This window comes from Pedobacter sp. V48 (genome assembly GCF_000523515.1).
Lineage (GTDB): Bacteria > Bacteroidota > Bacteroidia > Sphingobacteriales > Sphingobacteriaceae > Pedobacter.
Genome location: NZ_AWRU01000032.1, coordinates 247284 through 266013, shown reverse-complemented (window position 1 = coordinate 266013; position 18730 = coordinate 247284). Strand labels below are relative to the sequence as shown.

At 37.7% G+C, this 18730-nt stretch carries 17 protein-coding genes and 2 pseudogenes; 13 read left to right on the top strand and 6 right to left on the bottom strand.

The window, feature by feature from the left end; translation table 11 throughout:
- The first annotated feature begins 42 nt into the window (after nucleotides 1–42).
- Nucleotides 43–1146: a DNA replication/repair protein RecF gene (locus N824_RS23180; RefSeq protein WP_048907488.1), complete on the top strand. Its 1104-nt coding sequence runs from the start codon at nucleotides 43–45 to the stop codon at nucleotides 1144–1146.
- A complete protein-coding gene (locus N824_RS23175) occupies nucleotides 1139–1429 on the top strand; it encodes a DUF721 domain-containing protein (RefSeq protein ID WP_048907487.1) in 291 nt (96 codons plus the stop codon). The genes N824_RS23180 and N824_RS23175 overlap by 8 nt, the downstream gene beginning before the upstream one ends.
- A gap of 10 nt (nucleotides 1430–1439) precedes the next feature.
- Here N824_RS23175 and N824_RS33880 read toward each other — a convergent pair whose 3' ends face one another.
- The 3 genes from N824_RS33880 to N824_RS23165 form a co-directional block, all read right to left on the bottom strand.
- On the bottom strand, nucleotides 1440–1607 hold the full coding sequence (locus tag N824_RS33880; protein WP_172661564.1) for a hypothetical protein: 168 nt from the start codon (nucleotides 1605–1607) through the stop codon (nucleotides 1440–1442).
- A 53-nt stretch (nucleotides 1608–1660) separates the two neighbouring features.
- Nucleotides 1661–2398, bottom strand: a complete 738-nt coding sequence (locus N824_RS23170) for an FKBP-type peptidyl-prolyl cis-trans isomerase (RefSeq protein WP_048907486.1) — start codon at nucleotides 2396–2398, stop codon at nucleotides 1661–1663.
- A 90-nt stretch (nucleotides 2399–2488) separates the two neighbouring features.
- Entirely contained in the window at nucleotides 2489–2908 is a 420-nt protein-coding gene (locus N824_RS23165; RefSeq protein ID WP_048907485.1) for a nucleoside-diphosphate kinase, read from the bottom strand.
- Between the two features lie 198 nt (nucleotides 2909–3106).
- Here N824_RS23165 and N824_RS23160 point away from each other — a divergent pair, with 198 nt between their 5' ends.
- The 7 genes and pseudogenes from N824_RS23160 (at nucleotide 3107) to N824_RS35200 (ending at nucleotide 8516) form a co-directional block, all read left to right on the top strand.
- A complete protein-coding gene (locus N824_RS23160; protein ID WP_048907484.1) occupies nucleotides 3107–4117 on the top strand; it encodes a bifunctional oligoribonuclease/PAP phosphatase NrnA in 1011 nt (336 codons plus the stop codon).
- Nucleotides 4118–4149: 32 nt separating this feature from the next.
- On the top strand, nucleotides 4150–5151 hold the full coding sequence (locus N824_RS23155) for an FKBP-type peptidyl-prolyl cis-trans isomerase (RefSeq protein WP_048907483.1): 1002 nt from the start codon (nucleotides 4150–4152) through the stop codon (nucleotides 5149–5151).
- A 106-nt stretch (nucleotides 5152–5257) separates the two neighbouring features.
- A complete protein-coding gene (locus tag N824_RS23150) occupies nucleotides 5258–6025 on the top strand; it encodes a TatD family hydrolase (protein ID WP_048907482.1) in 768 nt (255 codons plus the stop codon).
- 2 nt (nucleotides 6026–6027) lie between these two features.
- Nucleotides 6028–6471: pseudogene (locus N824_RS35215) on the top strand (asparaginase).
- On the top strand, nucleotides 6461–7045 hold the full coding sequence (locus tag N824_RS35210; protein ID WP_255327475.1) for an asparaginase domain-containing protein: 585 nt from the start codon (nucleotides 6461–6463) through the stop codon (nucleotides 7043–7045). The pseudogene N824_RS35215 and the gene N824_RS35210 overlap by 11 nt, the downstream one beginning before the upstream one ends.
- Nucleotides 7046–7099: 54 nt before the next feature.
- Nucleotides 7100–7987: pseudogene (locus tag N824_RS35205) on the top strand (MBL fold metallo-hydrolase).
- Nucleotides 7944–8516, top strand: coding sequence for a rhodanese-like domain-containing protein (locus tag N824_RS35200; protein WP_235207254.1), 573 nt, complete (start codon nucleotides 7944–7946; stop codon nucleotides 8514–8516). The pseudogene N824_RS35205 and the gene N824_RS35200 overlap by 44 nt, the downstream one beginning before the upstream one ends.
- A gap of 3 nt (nucleotides 8517–8519) precedes the next feature.
- On the opposite strand, the gene N824_RS23135 is transcribed toward N824_RS35200, so the two are convergent.
- Nucleotides 8520–9515, bottom strand: coding sequence for a carboxylesterase (locus tag N824_RS23135; protein WP_048907481.1), 996 nt, complete (start codon nucleotides 9513–9515; stop codon nucleotides 8520–8522).
- Nucleotides 9516–9586: 71 nt separating this feature from the next.
- On the opposite strand from N824_RS23135, the gene N824_RS23130 reads away from it, so the two are divergent.
- Together N824_RS23130 and N824_RS23125 are read left to right on the top strand one after the other, a co-directional pair.
- A complete protein-coding gene (locus tag N824_RS23130; RefSeq protein ID WP_048907480.1) occupies nucleotides 9587–10558 on the top strand; it encodes a polyprenyl synthetase family protein in 972 nt (323 codons plus the stop codon).
- Nucleotides 10559–10607: 49 nt separating this feature from the next.
- Nucleotides 10608–12053, top strand: a complete 1446-nt coding sequence (locus N824_RS23125; protein WP_048907479.1) for a M28 family peptidase — start codon at nucleotides 10608–10610, stop codon at nucleotides 12051–12053.
- A gap of 11 nt (nucleotides 12054–12064) precedes the next feature.
- On the opposite strand, the gene N824_RS23120 is transcribed toward N824_RS23125, so the two are convergent.
- Together N824_RS23120 and N824_RS23115 are read right to left on the bottom strand one after the other, a co-directional pair.
- The gene (locus tag N824_RS23120) at nucleotides 12065–12706 is read right to left on the bottom strand and encodes a DUF47 domain-containing protein (RefSeq protein WP_048907478.1); all 642 of its coding nucleotides are present in this window, start codon (nucleotides 12704–12706) and stop codon (nucleotides 12065–12067) included.
- 67 nt (nucleotides 12707–12773) lie between these two features.
- Nucleotides 12774–13538, bottom strand: a complete 765-nt coding sequence (locus N824_RS23115) for a DeoR/GlpR family DNA-binding transcription regulator (RefSeq protein ID WP_048907477.1) — start codon at nucleotides 13536–13538, stop codon at nucleotides 12774–12776.
- A 199-nt stretch (nucleotides 13539–13737) separates the two neighbouring features.
- Here N824_RS23115 and N824_RS23110 point away from each other — a divergent pair, with 199 nt between their 5' ends.
- On the top strand, nucleotides 13738–15300 hold the full coding sequence (locus tag N824_RS23110) for a glycerol-3-phosphate dehydrogenase/oxidase (RefSeq protein ID WP_048907476.1): 1563 nt from the start codon (nucleotides 13738–13740) through the stop codon (nucleotides 15298–15300).
- 132 nt (nucleotides 15301–15432) lie between these two features.
- Nucleotides 15433–18699: a SusC/RagA family TonB-linked outer membrane protein gene (locus tag N824_RS23105; RefSeq protein ID WP_235207253.1), complete on the top strand. Its 3267-nt coding sequence runs from the start codon at nucleotides 15433–15435 to the stop codon at nucleotides 18697–18699.
- The last annotated feature ends 31 nt before the right edge of the window (nucleotides 18700–18730 follow it).

Below are 18730 nucleotides of genomic sequence, written 5' to 3'. Positions count from 1 at the left end.
CTGATTTAACAAAGCTAAACGGTAACTTTGGCTTCAGATAATATGTGGTTAAAGAATATTACACTCCTCAATTTTAAGAACTACGCAGATGCTAGTATTAGTTTTTCCAAAACAGTAAATGCGTTTGTGGGAAACAATGGCGCCGGTAAAACTAATTTGCTGGATGCAATACACTATTTATGTCTTTGTAAGGGCTATTTTAATCCAATAGATAGTCAGCAGATTAAAACAGCCGAGGATCTTTTTTTAATACAAGGTGATTTTGACCGTAAGGAAAAGAACGAGAAAATAACCTGCGGTGTTAAAAGAAATCAGAAGAAACAGTTTAAAAGGAACAAAAAAGAGTACGATAAATTAGCTGATCATATTGGGTTGTTCCCTTTGGTTATGATTTCTCCTTATGATACCAACATTATAACAGATGGCAGTGAGGAACGGAGACGTTTTATGGATAATGTGATCTCACAAACGGATACACGTTATCTGGATGAACTGATTTTATACAATCGTCACCTGTTAAATCGCAATGCGCTATTTAAACAGATAGCAATAACAAGAAGCTACGATCCAACTTTGTTGGAAATTTATAATGAGCAATTGGTTCAGTCGGGTGTAAAGATTTTTGCTAAGCGGAAACAATTTATGCTTGATTTTATTCCACTCTTTGATAAGTACTATCAGTTTTTAACTGATGATAATGAGCAGGTAAGTTTGCAATACCAAAGCCAGTTAAGTGATACTCCTTTTGAACAGTTACTAGCACAGTCCATAGAAAAGGATAAGATTTTAGAGAGAACTACCACCGGAATTCATAAAGACGACCTGATATTTACCATTACAGAAATGCCTTTAAAGAAGTTTGGTTCGCAGGGGCAACAAAAATCCTTTTTAATTGCATTAAAATTGGCGCAATATGCTTATCTTCAGAAACATAAGGGATTTAAGCCTTTGCTGTTACTGGACGATATTTTTGATAAACTTGATGATAGCAGGATGCATAAATTAATGGAAATGGTTTCCCATCAGGATTTTGGACAGATTTTTATAACGGATACAGGAAGAGAGAGAGTTTTGGCATTGTTTAATAAGATAAACGTGCCGGTAACATTATTTGAAGTAAATAACGGATCAGTAAATCATGCGTAAACCTAATGATATTACCTTAAAAGAAGGTATTGGTAAATTACTGAATGTATATAGGCTAAAAGGAAGGTTTGACGAAACCTCTGTGGTTGCTTTTTGGCCAGAATTGATGGGTAAAGCTGTGGCGAACCGGACTACTCAGATTTACATTGCGCACAAGAAATTATTTGTAAGGCTTGAATCGTCGGTTGTTAAAAACGAATTGCTGATGGTTAGAGCCGGCATTATTCAAAAGATAAATGAACATGCCGGCACTGAAGTGATTACAGATATTGTATTTCTGTAGTGTTTTTTACTTAAAATATCCTGCTGATCAACCAAATGATTAGCGCCAGTACCAGAACAACAACGATTACTCCAGTCCAAACGCCTGCTTTAAAAATTCCTTGAATTAATTCACAGCTGGCTAATGTGGTTGATAGAAATGCAATAATTGCAAGTGGGAAAAATCTTTTGGTCATCATAAGCTTTATGTTTTTAATGTATGTAACAAAATCTTATGATAATGGTTTTAGAATTACTTGCCGTTTACCTTTAGAAGCTCAATTTCAAAAACGAGTGTGCTGTAAGGAGGGATATCCTGACCGGCACCACGTTCGCCATAGGCAAGGTTATATGGTATAAAGAATTTATATTTTGAACCTGCAGGCATTAATTGTACTCCTTCTGTCCAGCCGGGAATAACATTGCCAAGTGGGAATGAAATAGGCTCATTTCTATCATACGAACTATCAAATTGTTTTCCGTTCAATAGGGTTCCTTTATAATGTACAAGCACTGAGTCTGTAGCTTTGGGCATAATACCTGTACCTTTTGTAATTACCTGGTATTGTAATCCACTCGCTGTAACCTGAACTCCGGGTTGTTTTTTGTTGTTTTCGAGAAATGCGGTGCCTTCGGCAATTGCTGGTCCGAACTTCTTTTTACTTAAGGTCGCAAATAGATTGTTGATGGCCGATTGTGAGCTTTGAGTTGTTAAGGCGAAAGGCTTATCGTTAAAAGCATCTTTCATTCCTTGCATCATCAGGTCATAATTAATAGCGTTTAAACCATCTTTTTTCATATTACTGGCCATTGTTATTCCGAAAGAATAGCTTGCCGAGTCTAGTGTAGATTTAAAAACAGGCTTGACGATTGGTTTTTGTACGCTTTTAGTAGCTGTTGTTTTTTTTGCGGGGGTAGGCTTTTTGCTTGTCTGAGCAAGTGCTGCAACTGAGCATAATGGTAATAAAAGTGCGATAGCGATCTTCTTCATTTTAATAAATTTGTTCCGAAAGGTACAAACTTATGATTATTACCCTGCATGTTAACGAAATTTTACACATGCAGGGTAATAAAGGTTTTTCTAGAAACGCTCAGCAGCGGTAAAGAAGAAATCACCTTCTATAGCAGCGTTTTCATTTGAATCTGAACCGTGAACAGCATTTGCATCAATAGATTTTGCATATTTTCTGCGGATAGTACCTTCGGCTGCTTCTGCAGGGTTGGTAGCACCGATAAGTGTTCTGAAATCTTCAATTGCATTATCCTTTTCTAGAATAGCAGCAACGATAGGTCCAGAAGACATAAAGCTTACTAAATCTGCATAAAAAGGACGTTCTTTATGTACTTCATAAAATTTACCAGCAGTTTCAGGCGTTAATTGAGTGTATTTCAGTGCGATGATTTTAAAACCAGCTGTAGTTATATCATTAATAATTGCGCCGATATGCCCGTTTGCAACAGCATCAGGCTTGATCATGGTAAAAGTTCTGTTCGTTGTCATTTTTTTATTTCAAATTTTTTGCAAAATTACATTTTATACTGTTAATATTAAAGTTTGAAATTTATATATACTTGCTGCTGCATAAAACAAAATAAATCGATCTCACCTCTATCTTGTAAATAAATTGGATTATAGAGGAAATATAATAGGTTCAATTAATCATTAAATATTAATTCGTTAGCTTTGCGACCGAAAATTATGTTATCCATTTCAGAAATAAAGTCGTTGCTGGCTACGCCGCAAAAAATAGTGATCACTACCCATCACAAACCTGATGGTGATGCAATGGGCTCTTCTTTGGGCTTGTATGCTTATTTGATTCAATTGGGGCATCATGTTAAGGTGATTACACCTACTGATTATCCGTACTTTTTGCATTGGCTTCCTAATAACTCTGATGTAATTATTTATACAGAGCAGCCTGAACACTCTGCACAATTAGTTGCCGAAGCCGCAATGATCTTTTGTCTTGATTTTAACAGCCTTACAAGAATTAATGAACTTGGTGAGTTGGTTAGAGTTTCAAATGCATATAAATTGATGATAGACCATCATCTGGAGCCTGAAGATTTTGACGACTATCGTCATTGGAGTATTAGTGCATGTGCTGCTGCTCAATTGGTTTATGAGTTTATTGTAGATGAACTTGGAGATGGGGTAAGGATGAACAAAGATATTGCTACTTGTCTTTATACTGGTTTAATGACGGATTCTGGTTCTTTCAGATTTCCATCGGCAACATCTGCAGTATATCGTATGGCAGCTGACCTGATTGATCTTGGAGCAGAGCATTGGAAGATCCATCAGTTGGTGTATGATAATGCTACTGAAAACAGATTAAGGTTTTTAGGCCATTGTATAAGTAACAAGTTAGAGATACTACGGGAGTTTAATACCGCAATTATTTCTGTTACTAAAGAAGAATTAAACCAATATAATATAGCTACGGGAGATACAGAGGGGATAGTAAACTATGCCTTATCTATAAATGGAATCAGGCTTGCTGCATTTATTATTGAAAGAACTGATAAAGTTAAATTATCTTTGCGCTCCACCGGGGATTTTCCTGCCAATGAAATCTGCAAGAAATATTTTAATGGTGGTGGACACAGGAATGCGGCGGGAGGATTTTCGGATAAAAATTTGGAGGATACAATAGCGCAATTTAAATCGGTATTGATAGAATATAAAACACAATTATTACAATAAATAAAAACCAAAAATAATTTATAAACAACCACATGAAGAAAGGTATAGTAATTCTTTTCGCAGCAACACTTGGGTTAGCTGCTTGTAACAACTACAAAAAAGGACCGGGAGGTTTGATGTATCAGATACACAAATCTGGAGGAAACGAAAAAATTAAAGAAGGTGATATTGTTAAAATAAACTTTATCCAAAAAACTGAAAAAGATTCGACAATTGTAAGCACGTTTGATTTAGGACAGCCACAAGTATTTCCTGTTGGAAAAAAAGCTTATGATGGCGATATGAACGATGTACTTTATTTATTTGGTGAAGGTGATAGTGCAACATTTAAGCTAAACCTTGATACTATGGCTAAGCACTCTGGTCAGCCAAAACCGCCAGCAAATGCAAAAGATACCTACATGGTGTTTACTGTTAAAATAGAAAAAGTATTGAAAAAAGCTGCTGGCGAGGCGGATACTACTTTCCAGAAGAAAGCTCAAGAGTTTTTCCAAAAAGATTATCAAGCTACCATAGCTAAATTGAAAGATTCTGAAGCTGGTAAGATCAAAAAATTCATTGCTGATAATAATCTTAAAACTCAAACTACTGCATCAGGTTTACAGTATGTAATTAACGCTCCGGGTAGTACTCAAAAACCAGTTGCGGGTGATACAATTATGTTAAACTACACTGGTAAATTGCTTAATAAAAAGGCAGACGGTAAAGACAATATTTTTGATACTTCAGTTGAATCTATTGCTAAAGCGGCTGGAAAATACAATGCTATGGCAAAATATGCTCCACGTCCGTTTACTATCGGGGCAGCAATCCCAGGATTTGATGAGGCTTATCAATTAATTGGTAAAGGTGGGAAAATTACTGTAATTATTCCTTCTGCATTAGGTTACGGAGAAGGCGGTCAGCCACAAGCTGGAATTACGCCTTTCTCTCCTCTTTGCTTTGACATTGAGATTGTAGATATTAAAAAACCAACAGCTCAGGCTGGTGCAACTATTGCTCCAATAACTCCTGCAGCTCCAGTGAAAAAATAGTATTTTAGCTGTATATACAGCAAGTTTAAAAGAGGGTATATCACAACAATGATATACCCTCTTTTTGTTATTATCAGCTTACTGTGGTTTTTTGTTAACTTTGCTCATGCTTTTAACGGATACCCACACACACCTGTACTACGAAACGGACGAGGAGAAACAAGCGTTGCTTATGCAGCGTTGCTTTGATAATAATATAGAGCGATTGTTTTTGCCCAATGTTGATATTGCTTCAATTGCTAGCATAGATGCTATGGTGAAGAAATACCCTAAAAATTGTTTTGCTATGGCGGGCCTGCATCCATGTGAGGTGAAGGAGGATTATGAATTGGTATTGGATGAAATTTGCCAAAGTATTGTGGATAGAGAGATCTATGCTATTGGTGAGATAGGGATTGATCTTTATTGGGATAAGGCCACTTTAGAAATTCAGAAAATTGCCTTTATAGAGCAGATTAACTGGGCTAAGGATCTTGATTTACCCATTGTTATTCACTGCAGAGAAGCCTTTGATGAGGTTTTTGAAGTGTTAGAACAGGAAAAGGACAAAAAGCTAAGAGGAATTTTTCATTGCTTTACAGGTAATCTGGAGCAAGCAAAACATGCTATAGAACTTGGGTTTTATTTAGGCATTGGAGGTGTAGTTACTTATAAAAAATCGGGACTTGGTGAGGTGTTAATGAACATACCGCTTGCTAATATTGTTTTAGAAACGGATTCTCCATATTTAGCTCCTGTTCCTTTTAGAGGGAAACCCAATGAAAGCAGTTATCTTATTCATGTTGCAGAGAAGTTAGCAGAGATCTATAATACAAGTGTAGAAGAGATCGCCTCCGTAACAACAGCCAATTCCATCAGCGTTTTTAAAGTTTAACAATGACCAGAATACTTATTATATATACCGGTGGTACAATTGGGATGGTTAATGACCCTAAAACCGGAACGCTGATTCCGTTTGATTTTAAGCAAATTCAACAAAATGTTCCTGAGCTGAAGCGCTTGAATTATGATCTTGATGTGTATTCTTTTGATCCAATCCTCGATTCCTCTAATATGACGCCAGAGATCTGGGCTGATATTGCCCAGTTGATCTATGATAAATATGACGAGTTTGATGGTTTTGTGATTTTGCATGGGTCAGATACGATGGCTTTTACCGCATCTGCTTTAAGCTTTATGCTCGAAAACCTTGGAAAGCCAGTAGTGCTTACAGGTTCTCAGCTCCCTATTGGAGAAATCAGGACAGACGCAAAAGAGNAAKYTAAKWWCKGMMSWGSRWMKTGYAGCAACAAAATCAAACGGAAAGGCAATGATTCCTGAAGTGTGTATTTATTTTGACTATCAGTTGTTCAGAGGCAACAGGTCAATAAAATACAACGCCGAAAAATTTGAGGCTTTTCGGTCGCCAAATTATCCTATTCTGGCAGAAGCAGGGGTAACACTTTCTTTTTTCAAGAACTATATTTTACCCCAATCGGAGAAACAGTTAAAGGTAAATTTGAAATTTAATCCAAATATTGGTGTTTTAAAATTGTATCCTGGAATTTCACCTCAGGCAGTTAAAGCAATAACCGATTCTCCGGTAGATGCCATTATTTTGGAAACATTTGGTTCAGGGAACACTACTACTGCTGAGTGGTTTATTGAATGCCTGCAAAAAGCAATTAATAAGGGTAAAGTGATCGTAGATATTACTCAATGTCAGCGTGGTTCAGTTGAGCTCGGCATGTATCAAACAAGCAAAAAGCTACAGCAGATGGGAGTTGTAAGCGGTTATGATATGACATTTGAGGCTACCACTACTAAATTAATGTACCTTATGGGGCAGGGTCTGGAAAACAGTGAACTGGTAGGTTTAATAGAAAAGCCTTTAAGAGGGGAATTAACTATTTAAAGTAAATTTGCGGCGTAGGTTTTATGCGGAAAGATTATAATCTTAAATTTGTGTATGAATATTGAACAGATTTATACGGGTTGTTTGGCAGAGGCGGCTTACTATATTGAGAGTAACGGCGAAGCGGCTATAATTGATCCTTTGCGTGAAGTTGAGCCATATTTAAAGAAGGCCGAGAAAGATAGCGCAAAGATTAAGTATATTTTTGAAACACATTTTCATGCAGATTTTGTATCCGGACACATAGATTTAGCAGAAAAATCTGGTGCTGATATTGTTTACGGCCCAACTGCTAAAACGTCTTTTAAATCGCATATTGCCAAAGATGGTGAGCAGTTTAAAGTTGGGGATTTAACCATTACTGCCTTACATACACCCGGACATACACCAGAATCTACAACTTATTTGCTGACAGATAAAGAGGGTAAGGCTTATTGTATTTTTACAGGCGATACGTTGTTTATTGGTGATGTAGGCAGGCCGGATCTGGCTCAACAAGGTTCTTTAACTGTTGAGGATATGGCAGCCACATTATATGATTCATTGCAGAATAAAATATTAACCTTAGCAGATGATGTATTGGTTTACCCCGCACATGGTGCTGGTTCTGCTTGTGGCAAGAACATGAGTAAGGAGACTTTTGACACTTTGGGGCATCAAAAAGAGGTAAACTACGCACTTAAAGCGAAAACAAAAACACAATTTATAAAAGAAGTGACCGATGGTATTTTACCACCACCCCAATACTTTGCCAAGAATGCAGAGATGAATAAACATGGTTATGAGCGTTTTGACGACGTTTATGAAAAGGGTTTTAATCCTTTAAACCCAGATGAATTTGAGGCTATGGTTAATCATGCGGAAGCTGTGATTTTGGATGCCAGAGATCCACAGGTGTTTGCTAAAGGSTTYMKWYCTTMGNTCGGTAAATATTGGCCTTAACGGGCAATTTGCTCCATGGGTAGGCGCTTTAATTACAGATCTGAAACAAGCTTTATTGCTCATTGTTGAGGAAGGAAAAGAAGAAGAAGCGATTACACGTTTATCTCGTGTGGGGTATGATAATACTATTGGGTACCTGAAAGGGGGGATTGGCGCATGGGAAGCAAGTGGTAAGGATTTAGATACGATTACTTCTATTTCTGCTGAAGCGTTTGAAGATATCGTAAATGAGGATCCTGATGTGAACGCCCTTGATGTAAGGAAGCCAGGAGAATATGAAGCTGAGCATTTAGAGAATACGCTAGCCCGTCCTTTAGATTATATAAATGAATGGACAAAGGAAATTGATACTAAGCAAACTTATTATATTCATTGTGCCGGCGGCTATCGTTCCATGATAGCGGCATCTATACTAAAAGCGAGAGGGGTTGAGCATGTTGTGGATATTGCAGGGGGATACGGAGCCATTAAATCTACAGGGTTGAAACGTACAGATTTTGCCTGCCCATCTAAAGCTATGAAAGACTGAGTTTTAGTCTTCTTTGATCTTTAAGGTATTTGTAATGAAGTTGTCAATGGCTTTCTGAACACCTTCAATATCTTTAGATGTAATATGAGAGCCAAGCACATGGCTGCCTCCATTAGGGATAGCTACTTTCGATTTTAAGCCCGCCGGTGTTCCTAATTCATCAAACATTTTTAACATCGCGTCGACCTTTACAACAGGATCCTGTTCCTTTTCATCTTTATAATAGTATAAAAGTAGTAGGGGTTGTTTAATCTTGTTAAAAGTTTCTTCGGTCATGCTTGTTTCAACAAGCTCTTCCAGTTGTACCACAGATTCCAGACGATATTGGGTATACCAGTACTTTTTATATTCTTCAGACTTGCCTTCTACTATTTTTTCTTTCCCGCCAATTACTAATCTCGACATCTCTAGTCCCCATGGATTATTGGCAAGAAAAGCAAGCTTATCGTTAATTGCCACATTAGGCGAAATTAGAATAACACTATAAATGTCCGGATAAGTGGCTGCAAGTTTTAATGCTAATGTACCACCAGTGGAGGTGCCAACAAGAATCACTTTTTTGCCTAATCTTTTTCCTATTTCAAGAGCCTGTTTGGCGCTTTCCCATAGACGATCGGCAGTTGTATATTCCATTGCCGAAACTGTGTCTACACCATGATCTGCTAGTCGGGAGAGATAAAGATTTGCTTTTATTTTTTTTGCAAGATTTATATGGACAGGATTGCCTTCTTCTTTTGATGCAGAATAACCATGCAAATAAACTACTGCATATTCAGTTTGCTGCTTGACAGCGGTATCAGCCCAAACAATTTCAGCTTCATTATTTGGTTTTATTTTATGTCGACTTTCTATACTTTTAACATAATCTTCGAGTTTATTGACTGGGGGAATTGCGGGGAGATTTATTGAATAAAGTGGATGCTGAGGTTTTGGGCCTAACAGATAGACCACAATTGCCAGGGCTAGCAGCGAGGATAGTACTATTAATGTTATTTTCACCTTAAACTTTTTACTAAAAGTACGGTTTTAAAGGAATTTAATTTATGTTTGCACACACATTTTTTACCTGAATGCCTGGAATAGATCAGATAAAATTACCAATAGCAAAAGATATTGATGTCTTCGAAGAAAAATTCAAAGACTCGATGCATAGCGATGCTCCATTATTAGACCGTATTACCCACTATATTGTAAAAAGAAAGGGTAAGCAAATCCGTCCGATGTTCGTTTTTTTTGCTGCAAAACTTTGTGGTGGTATTATCGAATCTACACATCGTGGGGCTGCATTGGTAGAGTTACTTCATACTGCCACTCTTGTTCATGATGATGTAGTTGATAACGCTTATGAAAGAAGGGGGTTCTTTTCTATTAACGCACTATGGAAAAATAAGATAGCCGTTTTGGTGGGTGATTATTTGCTGGCTAAGGGTCTATTGCTATCAGTAAATAATGGTGAGTTCCGATTGTTGCAAATAGTTTCTGAGGCCGTAAAACAGATGAGTGAGGGCGAATTGCTGCAGATTGAGAAAGTAAGGCGGATGGATATCAGCGAAACATTGTATTTTGATGTAATCAGACAGAAGACCGCATCTTTAATTGCTTCGTGTTGTGCTTGTGGAGCAGCCTCTGCGGGTGCTGATGATGAAACCATAGAAAAGATGAGACTATTTGGTGAGAAAGTTGGAATCGCTTTTCAGATTAAGGATGATACCTTTGATTTTGGGACCGATGATGTTGGAAAGCCACTGGGAATAGACATCAAGGAAAAAAAGGTTACACTGCCTTTAATTTATGCCTTAAACAGGGCTGAAAAAGCTGAAAAAAAACGAATCGTTAGTCTTGTAAAGAATCATCAGGATGATCCTTTGAAAATTCAGGAGATCATCGACTTTGTAAATGCAAAAGACGGCGTGCATTATGCCAATCAGAAAATGATACAATATCAGCAGGAAGCTTTCGATATTCTACACAGCTTTGAACCTGGTGAAGCACGGACCGGACTGGAACAACTTGTGAGATATACTACCGAGCGTAAGAAATAATATTCGTTTTTTTCTGTTATGATATTATCATAAACTATAAATATCCTTTATGAGAATTTCTCTCTTTTTACTTGTTTTTTGTGCCTTTATTAAAGTTCAGGCACAGGATGATTTTGGATCTGCTTTTGATAAAATTAATACAGAAGTTCAGAGTGAGTCTAAGGCATATGTAAATTTAAAAAATGCCACCGAATCAATAGGACATAGATTAACAGGATCTGCTAACGGGGCAAAGGCCGAAGAATACGCCTATAAATTGTTGAAATCTTATGGCTATGATGTAAAATTTCAAGGATTTGAGGTAGAAAGCTGGAGCCGCCTAACCAATGAAACCAAAGTTGGTGATTCGGAAGATAGTCTGATTGCAATAACATCAGTAACCCTTGCTCATTCCCCTGTAAAGGCAAATGTAAAGGCAGAACTGGTTGATTTAGGCAATGGTCTTGAAGAAGATTATAAACTGGATTCCGGACATGTAAAAGGAAAAATAGCATTGGTATTTTTAGGGGTACTTCCTGGTTCTCCTGAAGGTACACCATCGCTTCATCGTTCGGAGAAAACGGCTATTGCAACAAAGTATGGTGCTGCAGGAATAATCATTATTAACGGCGTAAAAGGAGGAGTATTGCTTACGGGCACAGCTTCTGTAACTGGAAAGCTAATTCCAATACCTGCCGTTTGCATTGGTTTCGAAAATGGAATGCGTATTAAGGAGAAGCTTAAGACACAGAAGCAATTTGCGAGCGTAAATATGACTAATTTCTCTGGTGCAATTAAAGCCAGAAATGTAATAGCTACTTTGAAAGGTACAGATACATTGGGAGAGAAAATTGTAGTTGGTGGTCACCTTGATAGTTGGGATTTAGCTACAGGTGCAATTGACAATGGTATAGGTTCTTTTGCGGTGATAGATATGGCCAGAACATTTAAAGCATTAAAACTCGAAAATAAAAGGACAATTGAGTTTGTGCTTTTTATGGGAGAGGAACAAGGATTGCTGGGCTCTAAGGCGTACGTTGAGGCCGCAAGGCACTTAAATACGCTTGATCAGATAAGATTTATGTTGAATTACGACATGACTAATAATCCGAAAGGATTTGCTGCCAGCAGAGTGGAGATGAAAGATCTATTTTCTTCATGGGGCAGTCAGATTACAAAGATTGATACAGGGTTTAAAAACCTGTTTTATTCGGGGGCATGGCTGCATAGTGATCATCAGCCTTTTATGCTGCAGGGAATCCCCATAGGTGGAGGAACTGGAGGCGATTTACCTAATAATTCAGGACCTTTCTATCATTCGGATGGGGACGTTTTTAAACTAGTTGATGAGCAGCAATTGAAAAATACTGTGCGTTTTAGTGCTATGCTAGTGTATGGTCTTGCGAATACCCCTGTATTACCTGTTAAAAAACAAACTGACGATGAACTAAAGGGGTTCTTGAAACAGAATAATCTAGAAGTTCCTCTAAAGATTGCTGGTGAATGGAGGTGGTAGCAAGATAGTAGTTAAGAGTTTTTTACAAGAATAGCTTCAAGCGCATTAGCCGCATCGTCACACTTGTCGGTAGCCATTTCCAATGTTTGCAGTAACTCTTTCTGTTTAATGAGTTCTATTGGATTGGATTCGGTTTTAAAGAGACCTGCGACTGCAAGATTGCATAGCTGATCTGCTTTACTTTCACCTTTATATATCCTCAGACAAACATCTGATATAATCGTTTTATTCTTGAAACTCCTTAATTCTTTAAGGGCGCGATCAAGATCTCTGCACATTTCTGTTAGCAGGTTAGCGAGCTTGATCATTGTTTTATCCAGCTGAAGAATATTGAACATTTCTATGCTGATGGCAGCGGCCCTAATATGATCTGCAATGTCATAAAGGGCACTAATCAGGGTATGAATATCTTCCCTACTGAATGGGGTGATCATGCTTTTGCTTAAACCCAGAAAAACAGCATGCCTTATTTTATTTCCATTGCGCTCCAGCTGTTCAATTTTTTTGATGTGCTTATTTCGCTGATCAAGATCATTAGTGCTAAGCGCTAGCAAAAGTGTTTCGGAAATGCTGATTAGATTTTTACCTGATTGTTCAAATAAAGGTTGAAATTTTTTGTCGGGCGGGATAAAGAATTTGAAAACGCTGTTCATATGGATGATGTATATAGTAAATGTACATCAGCTATATTAACCTATTGTGAACTTTAAATTAGGTGTTTTAAATTATTGATATTTTAATTCCCATACTCTCAATTGATTTTATGGTGTGCTCAGACACACCACTATCAGTAATGATATGATCTACTTCTTCGATGCCACATATTCTGCCGAAGCCACGTTTGCCAAATTTGGTTGAATCGGCAAGGACAATTATTTTTTGCGATGAATCTATCATTTGTCGATTTAAGTGAGCTTCAAAAGCGTTTGTTGTGGTTAGGCCAAACTCCAGGTCAATTCCATCAACACCTAAAAACAATTTGCTGCAAAATACGTTTCCTAAAACATTATCAGAATAGGGGCCTGTAACGGATGATGAACTTTTTCTTAGTAAGCCACCCAGCTGAATTACTTCTATGTTTGAATGATGAACCAACGCAAGAGCAACATTTAATGCTGAGGTAATTACTGTTAACGAACCTTTTGGTTTAATGCACCTTGCTAATGCTAGAACGGTAGTGCCAGATGCTATAATGATAGAATCATTGTCTTCTATGAGTTCGGCAGCGCGTGTTCCGATTCTGATTTTTTCTGCAGATTGAAGATGCTCTTTTTCATTCACAGGTTTATCTACTGTATATGGATTGTTCAAGGTTGCCCCTCCATGGGTTCTAAAAAGAAGGTTTTTATCTTCGAGTAGTTTCAAATCCTTCCGTATCGTAACAGATGAAACATCGAGTTCTTTGCATAAGCTTTGAACATCGAGGGATCCATTTACTTGAATCTTATTTAAAATATACTGGTGTCTTTCTGCAATGTTAATCATTAGAGTTAAAATATAAAGAGCTATTAATATAATGATATTTTTCAACTGTAAAGTTAGTGAAGCAATAAAAATAGTTATCTAAATTTTTAATGATTTTGTTTTTATTATAAAATAATTATGTTTAGTTTCGTTTTGTTATTTTTATTATTATAAACGAAAGTTTATGAAATAATAACAGCTTAAATAGAAAATAAACGAAATGATTTTTAATAGAGCGGCATTTATTGAACGCATTGATCAGAAAAGTGATTGGGATGTTATCATTATAGGTGGAGGTGCAACCGGATTAGGGACTGCTCTGGATGCTGCATCCAGAGGATATAGTACTTTGCTTTTGGAGCAGTCTGATTTTGCTAAGGGAACATCAAGTAGAAGTACGAAGTTAGTTCATGGTGGTGTGAGGTATTTGGCTCAAGGCGATATTGCCTTAGTTTATGAGGCGCTGCATGAACGCGGCTTACTTCTAAAGAATGCTGCTCATTTGGTGAAGGATCAGGATTTTATCATACCATGTTATTCATGGCTTTCTAAATACAAATATCTAATTGGATTAAAATTCTATGATTTACTGGCCGGCAAAAGTGGGTTTAAAAAATCATCATTTCTATCTGTTGACAAGGTTTTACAGGCAATTCCTGGTTTAAAACGCGACGGATTAATTGGTGGTATTAGTTATAGCGACGGTCAGTTCGATGACGCAAGGTTAGCTTTAAACCTGGCCCAGACTGCCGCTGAGTACGGCGGTGTAACCCTCAATTACACGAAGGTGACTGGTTTGGTAAAAGAGGGAGAATTGGTTAATGGTGTTTCTTTTATTGATCTTGAAAGCGGGAAATCATATTCATTAAAAGCTAAAGTGGTTGTGAATGCTACCGGTGTATTTGTTGATGAGATTTTAAAAATGGATATACCTTCTGGTATGCCGATAGTGCGGCCAAGCCAGGGTGCACACGTGGTGCTCGACAAGTCGTTTCTGCAGGGTAATAGTGCTTTAATGATTCCAAAGACATCGGATGGGCGTGTTTTGTTTGCTGTTCCCTGGCATGGGAAAGTGCTTGTAGGTACTACAGATACGCCACTGGATGAGCACAGTTTGGAGCCTAAACCATTGGACGAAGAGATTGACTTTATATTAAGCACAGCAGGTAAATACCTCATAAAGGTGCCATCTCGATCTGATGTGCTGGCAACATTTGCCGGATTGCGCCCTTTAGCTGCTCCGGGGAAAAATACCAATAGTACTAAAGAGATATCCAGGAGTCATAAGCTTATAATTAGTAAATCTGGGCTCATTACGATAACTGGCGGTAAATGGACTACTTATCGTAGAATGGCTATGGACGTGGTAAATAGGGCTATTGAGCTTGGCAAATTGCCTGCGGCCCATTGTATTACTGAAGGCGTTAAGATTCATGGGTACATGTCAGGAGTTGATGAGGGTGCTTTAGGGATTTATGGAGCAGACGCCAAAGGAATAAGGAAGCTGATGATAGATGAGCCTGAATTGAATGTTCCTATATATAACGGATACAATTACCTAAAGGCAGAAGTGATCTGGATGGTAAGAAATGAAATGGCGCGCTCTATAGAGGATGTACTTTCTCGTAGAATGCGACTGTTATTTCTGGATGCAAAAGGCGCGTTACTGCTTGCCCCAGAGGTAGCGCGCTTAATGGCTGAAGAATTACGAAAGGATACTAAATGGGTAGAAACTCAGGTTTCAGAGTTCAAAAATCTGGTGAAACAATATTTATTAAGCTAGTATGATTGATGTGAACTTAATACAGTGTTAATATTAAGTTAAAATTACAACTGGCATATTTGCAGCAAAATAAGAAAAACGAAATGAAACGAAATGCTGCAAGAAAAGGAAAGAAAACCAAATAAACCAAGTATGATGAATAAAACTTTTACTAATCAAATGCGATTACGAAAAGTTTCAAAGTATGTGCTTTTTGCACTCTTTGTTACTTTTATGAATCCGCTTCAAGTGCTTACGGCTGCACCAATTGTAGTTTCGGGCAAAATGTCTCAGCAGGAGACAATTACAATTAAAGGAACGGTAAAGGATGCTAATGATGGCCAGCCAATGCCAGGAGTTACAATCACTGATAATCAAAAGAAAGTTCTAGGTGTTACAAATGGAGAAGGGGCTTTTGCTGTAACAGTTAATAAAGGTACTGAAGTGTCTTTTAATATGCTCGGATATATTGCAGCTAAAAGGATTTTCTCTGATAACCAGTCAAATGTAGAGATTAAATTGACTTCTTCAAGCAGTGAACTTAATGAGGTGGTGGTCACTGCATTAGGTATAAAACGTGAGGCAAATTCACTGGGCTTTGGCGCAACTAAAGTAAGTGGAAAAGAAATTTCAGATGCCCCTTCAAATAACTGGTCCGACGCTTTAAAAGGAAAAGTGCCAGGTTTAACCCTTACACAGACTGGTTCTGGACCCATTAACAGTACAAGGATAAATTTGAGGGGAGATAGATCCCTTAGTGGAAATAATGAAGCTTTAATAGTTGTAGATGGTGTTCCTTTAATAACACGTTCTGCAAGTTCCGGAGTTAATGATGCTTACGGAGCCGGATCATCGGGCGCAGATAAAGATATTCCTGTTGATTTTGGAAATGGGATTTCAGATATAAATCCAGATGACATAGAATCCATAACTGTATTAAAAGGGGCTGCTGCCGCTGCACTTTACGGGAGTAGAGCTCAAAATGGGGCTTTTATTATCACCACAAAATCAGGCAGTAAAAGAGATAAGGGAATCGGTGTTACTGTAAATTCGAATACTAGTTTTAACGATGTGTTGCGTTGGCCAGACTATCAATATGAGTATGGACAGGGTAACTTGAATAAAAATAAGGACGGAGAACTTTATTATTCCTATTCAGCTTCGGCTGATGGCCCAAATACTGGATCAACATCAAGCGCCTGGGGACCTAAATTTAATGGTCAAAATTATTTTCAATATGACCCGAACGTAGAAGGACAAGGTGCAACAAGAACTCCGTGGGTTCCTTATAAAGATAATATTACAGGATTTTGGAGAACAGGATATACTTTGCAAAATAGTGTTGCATTAGATGGAGGAACTGATGTGTTTACTGCAAGAGCATCTATAACGCATACCAAGAATGAATGGATAATGCCTAACACTGGTTTTGAAAGAATAGTAGGGTCATTAAATACCAGTTTGCAACTTTCGAAGAAACTTAAGTTGAATGGTAAATTTAATTATACAAATAAAACAAGTGATAATTTGCCTGGTACCGGTTATAATGGTCAGTCTATTGCCTATTTTATGATTTTCCAAAATCCAAACGTTGATCTTAATTGGTATGCCCCAAGATGGAAAAAAGGTCAGGAGCAATTGAAACAGATTCACCCCTATAGTTCTTTTATTGAGAATCCTTTTCTGATTGCCAATGAAATGACCAACAGCTTGAATAGCATTAATCTTGACGGAAACTTACAGGGAGTTTATACTTTTAATGATAGGTGGGAATTAATGTTTAGATCTGGTATTAATATGCGAGTTGATGCAAGAGAGCAGCGCCGCACTTTTGATTCAGCTAACTTCCCTCTGGGATACTATAAGCAACAGGATGTTAATTTCATGGAGTCTAATACAGATGCATTGTTAAGCTATAACAATGAACTTTTGCCAAAGTTAGAGTTTCGTGCGTCTGTTGGCGGAAACTTGATGAACAGGGACGAGAAACAAATTAATTCAATTGCAAGGGGCTTATTATTGCCTGGTGTATATAAACTTTCTAATGCTTTAACTTCCGCAGTAGCAGAAAATGCCTTATATAAAAGAAAAACACATAGCATTTTTGGCTTGATGAACTTCTCGTGGGATAAGAAGATATATCTGGATATTACTGGGCGCAATGATTGGTCTTCTACTTTGCCGGAAAACAACAACTCCTATTTCTATCCTTCAGTAAGCTCAAGTTATATTTTGACCGAGATTTTCAAATTGCCAGAAGTGATTTCATTTGCAAAACTTAGACTGTCGTGGGCCCAAATAGGATCAGATACTGAACCTTATAGAACTATTAAATACTATGGAGTTTCTGCATTCCCTGGTTCTTCGGAAGCGCCGACCACTTTACAAAATGCAGATCTGAAACCTGAGATGTCAAGATCCTGGGAGACGGGAGCGAATATATCCCTGTTTAAGAATCGCATTAATGCCGATGTTAACCTTTATTTAACAAATACTACGAATCAGGTCTTATCAGTTCCACTAGACATAACTACCGGATTTAGTAGTGCCTTTATAAATGGTGGGAAAATTAGGAACAAAGGTATTGAGGTGATGTTGAGTGGAAAACCGGTAGCAACAACGGATTTTACATGGACATCCACAATTACCTGGGCAAAGAATGAGAATGAAATTCTGGAGTTAAGTAAAGATGTACTTGCATCGCAGCAGGTTATTGCTCAAAGCGGAGCCGGTGCGGCTTCTATAATTGCTACGGTTGGAGGTTCTACAGGAGATTTGTGGGGTTATGGATTAGTTAGAAATGATAAGGGTCAGGTTATTTTTGATAAGGCTACCGGTCTGGCAGCTCGCCCTAACGATATACAAAAAATTGGAAATGCTTATGCAGATTGGAGAGGCGGCTTTCAAAATGAATTTAGATATAAGAATTTTACACTTAGTATATTAATTGATGGACAATATGGTGGGATAGTTTACTCCCAAACACATCATAAAATGACAGAACAAGGTAAATTGAAACATACTTTGGCAGGTCGTGAAGAAGGTGGAGTTATAGGAGATGGTGTTGTGCAGAATGCTGACGGGTCCTTTTCTCCAAATAATACAAGAGTACCAGTTAATACCTGGTATGCGGATTATTACCGCCGTGCAAATTTAGAGACGAACAGTTTTGATGCATCGTTTTTAAAGTTAAGAGAAGCCCGTATTGAATATCGCCTGCCTAAATCAGTAATCAATAGACTAAAGGTATCAGGGATTACAGTTGCCGTTTACGGAAGAGATCTTGCGATGATTTCAAAGTTCCCTGCTTTCGACCCTGAAACAGCGGCTCTGAATGGATCAACCATTATGCCTGGAGTGGAAATGGGCCAGTTGCCAAGTACCAGAACATTTGGATTAAATCTTCGCTTGCAACTGTAGTTAGTTCTAGATAAAATATTGATAATAAGGC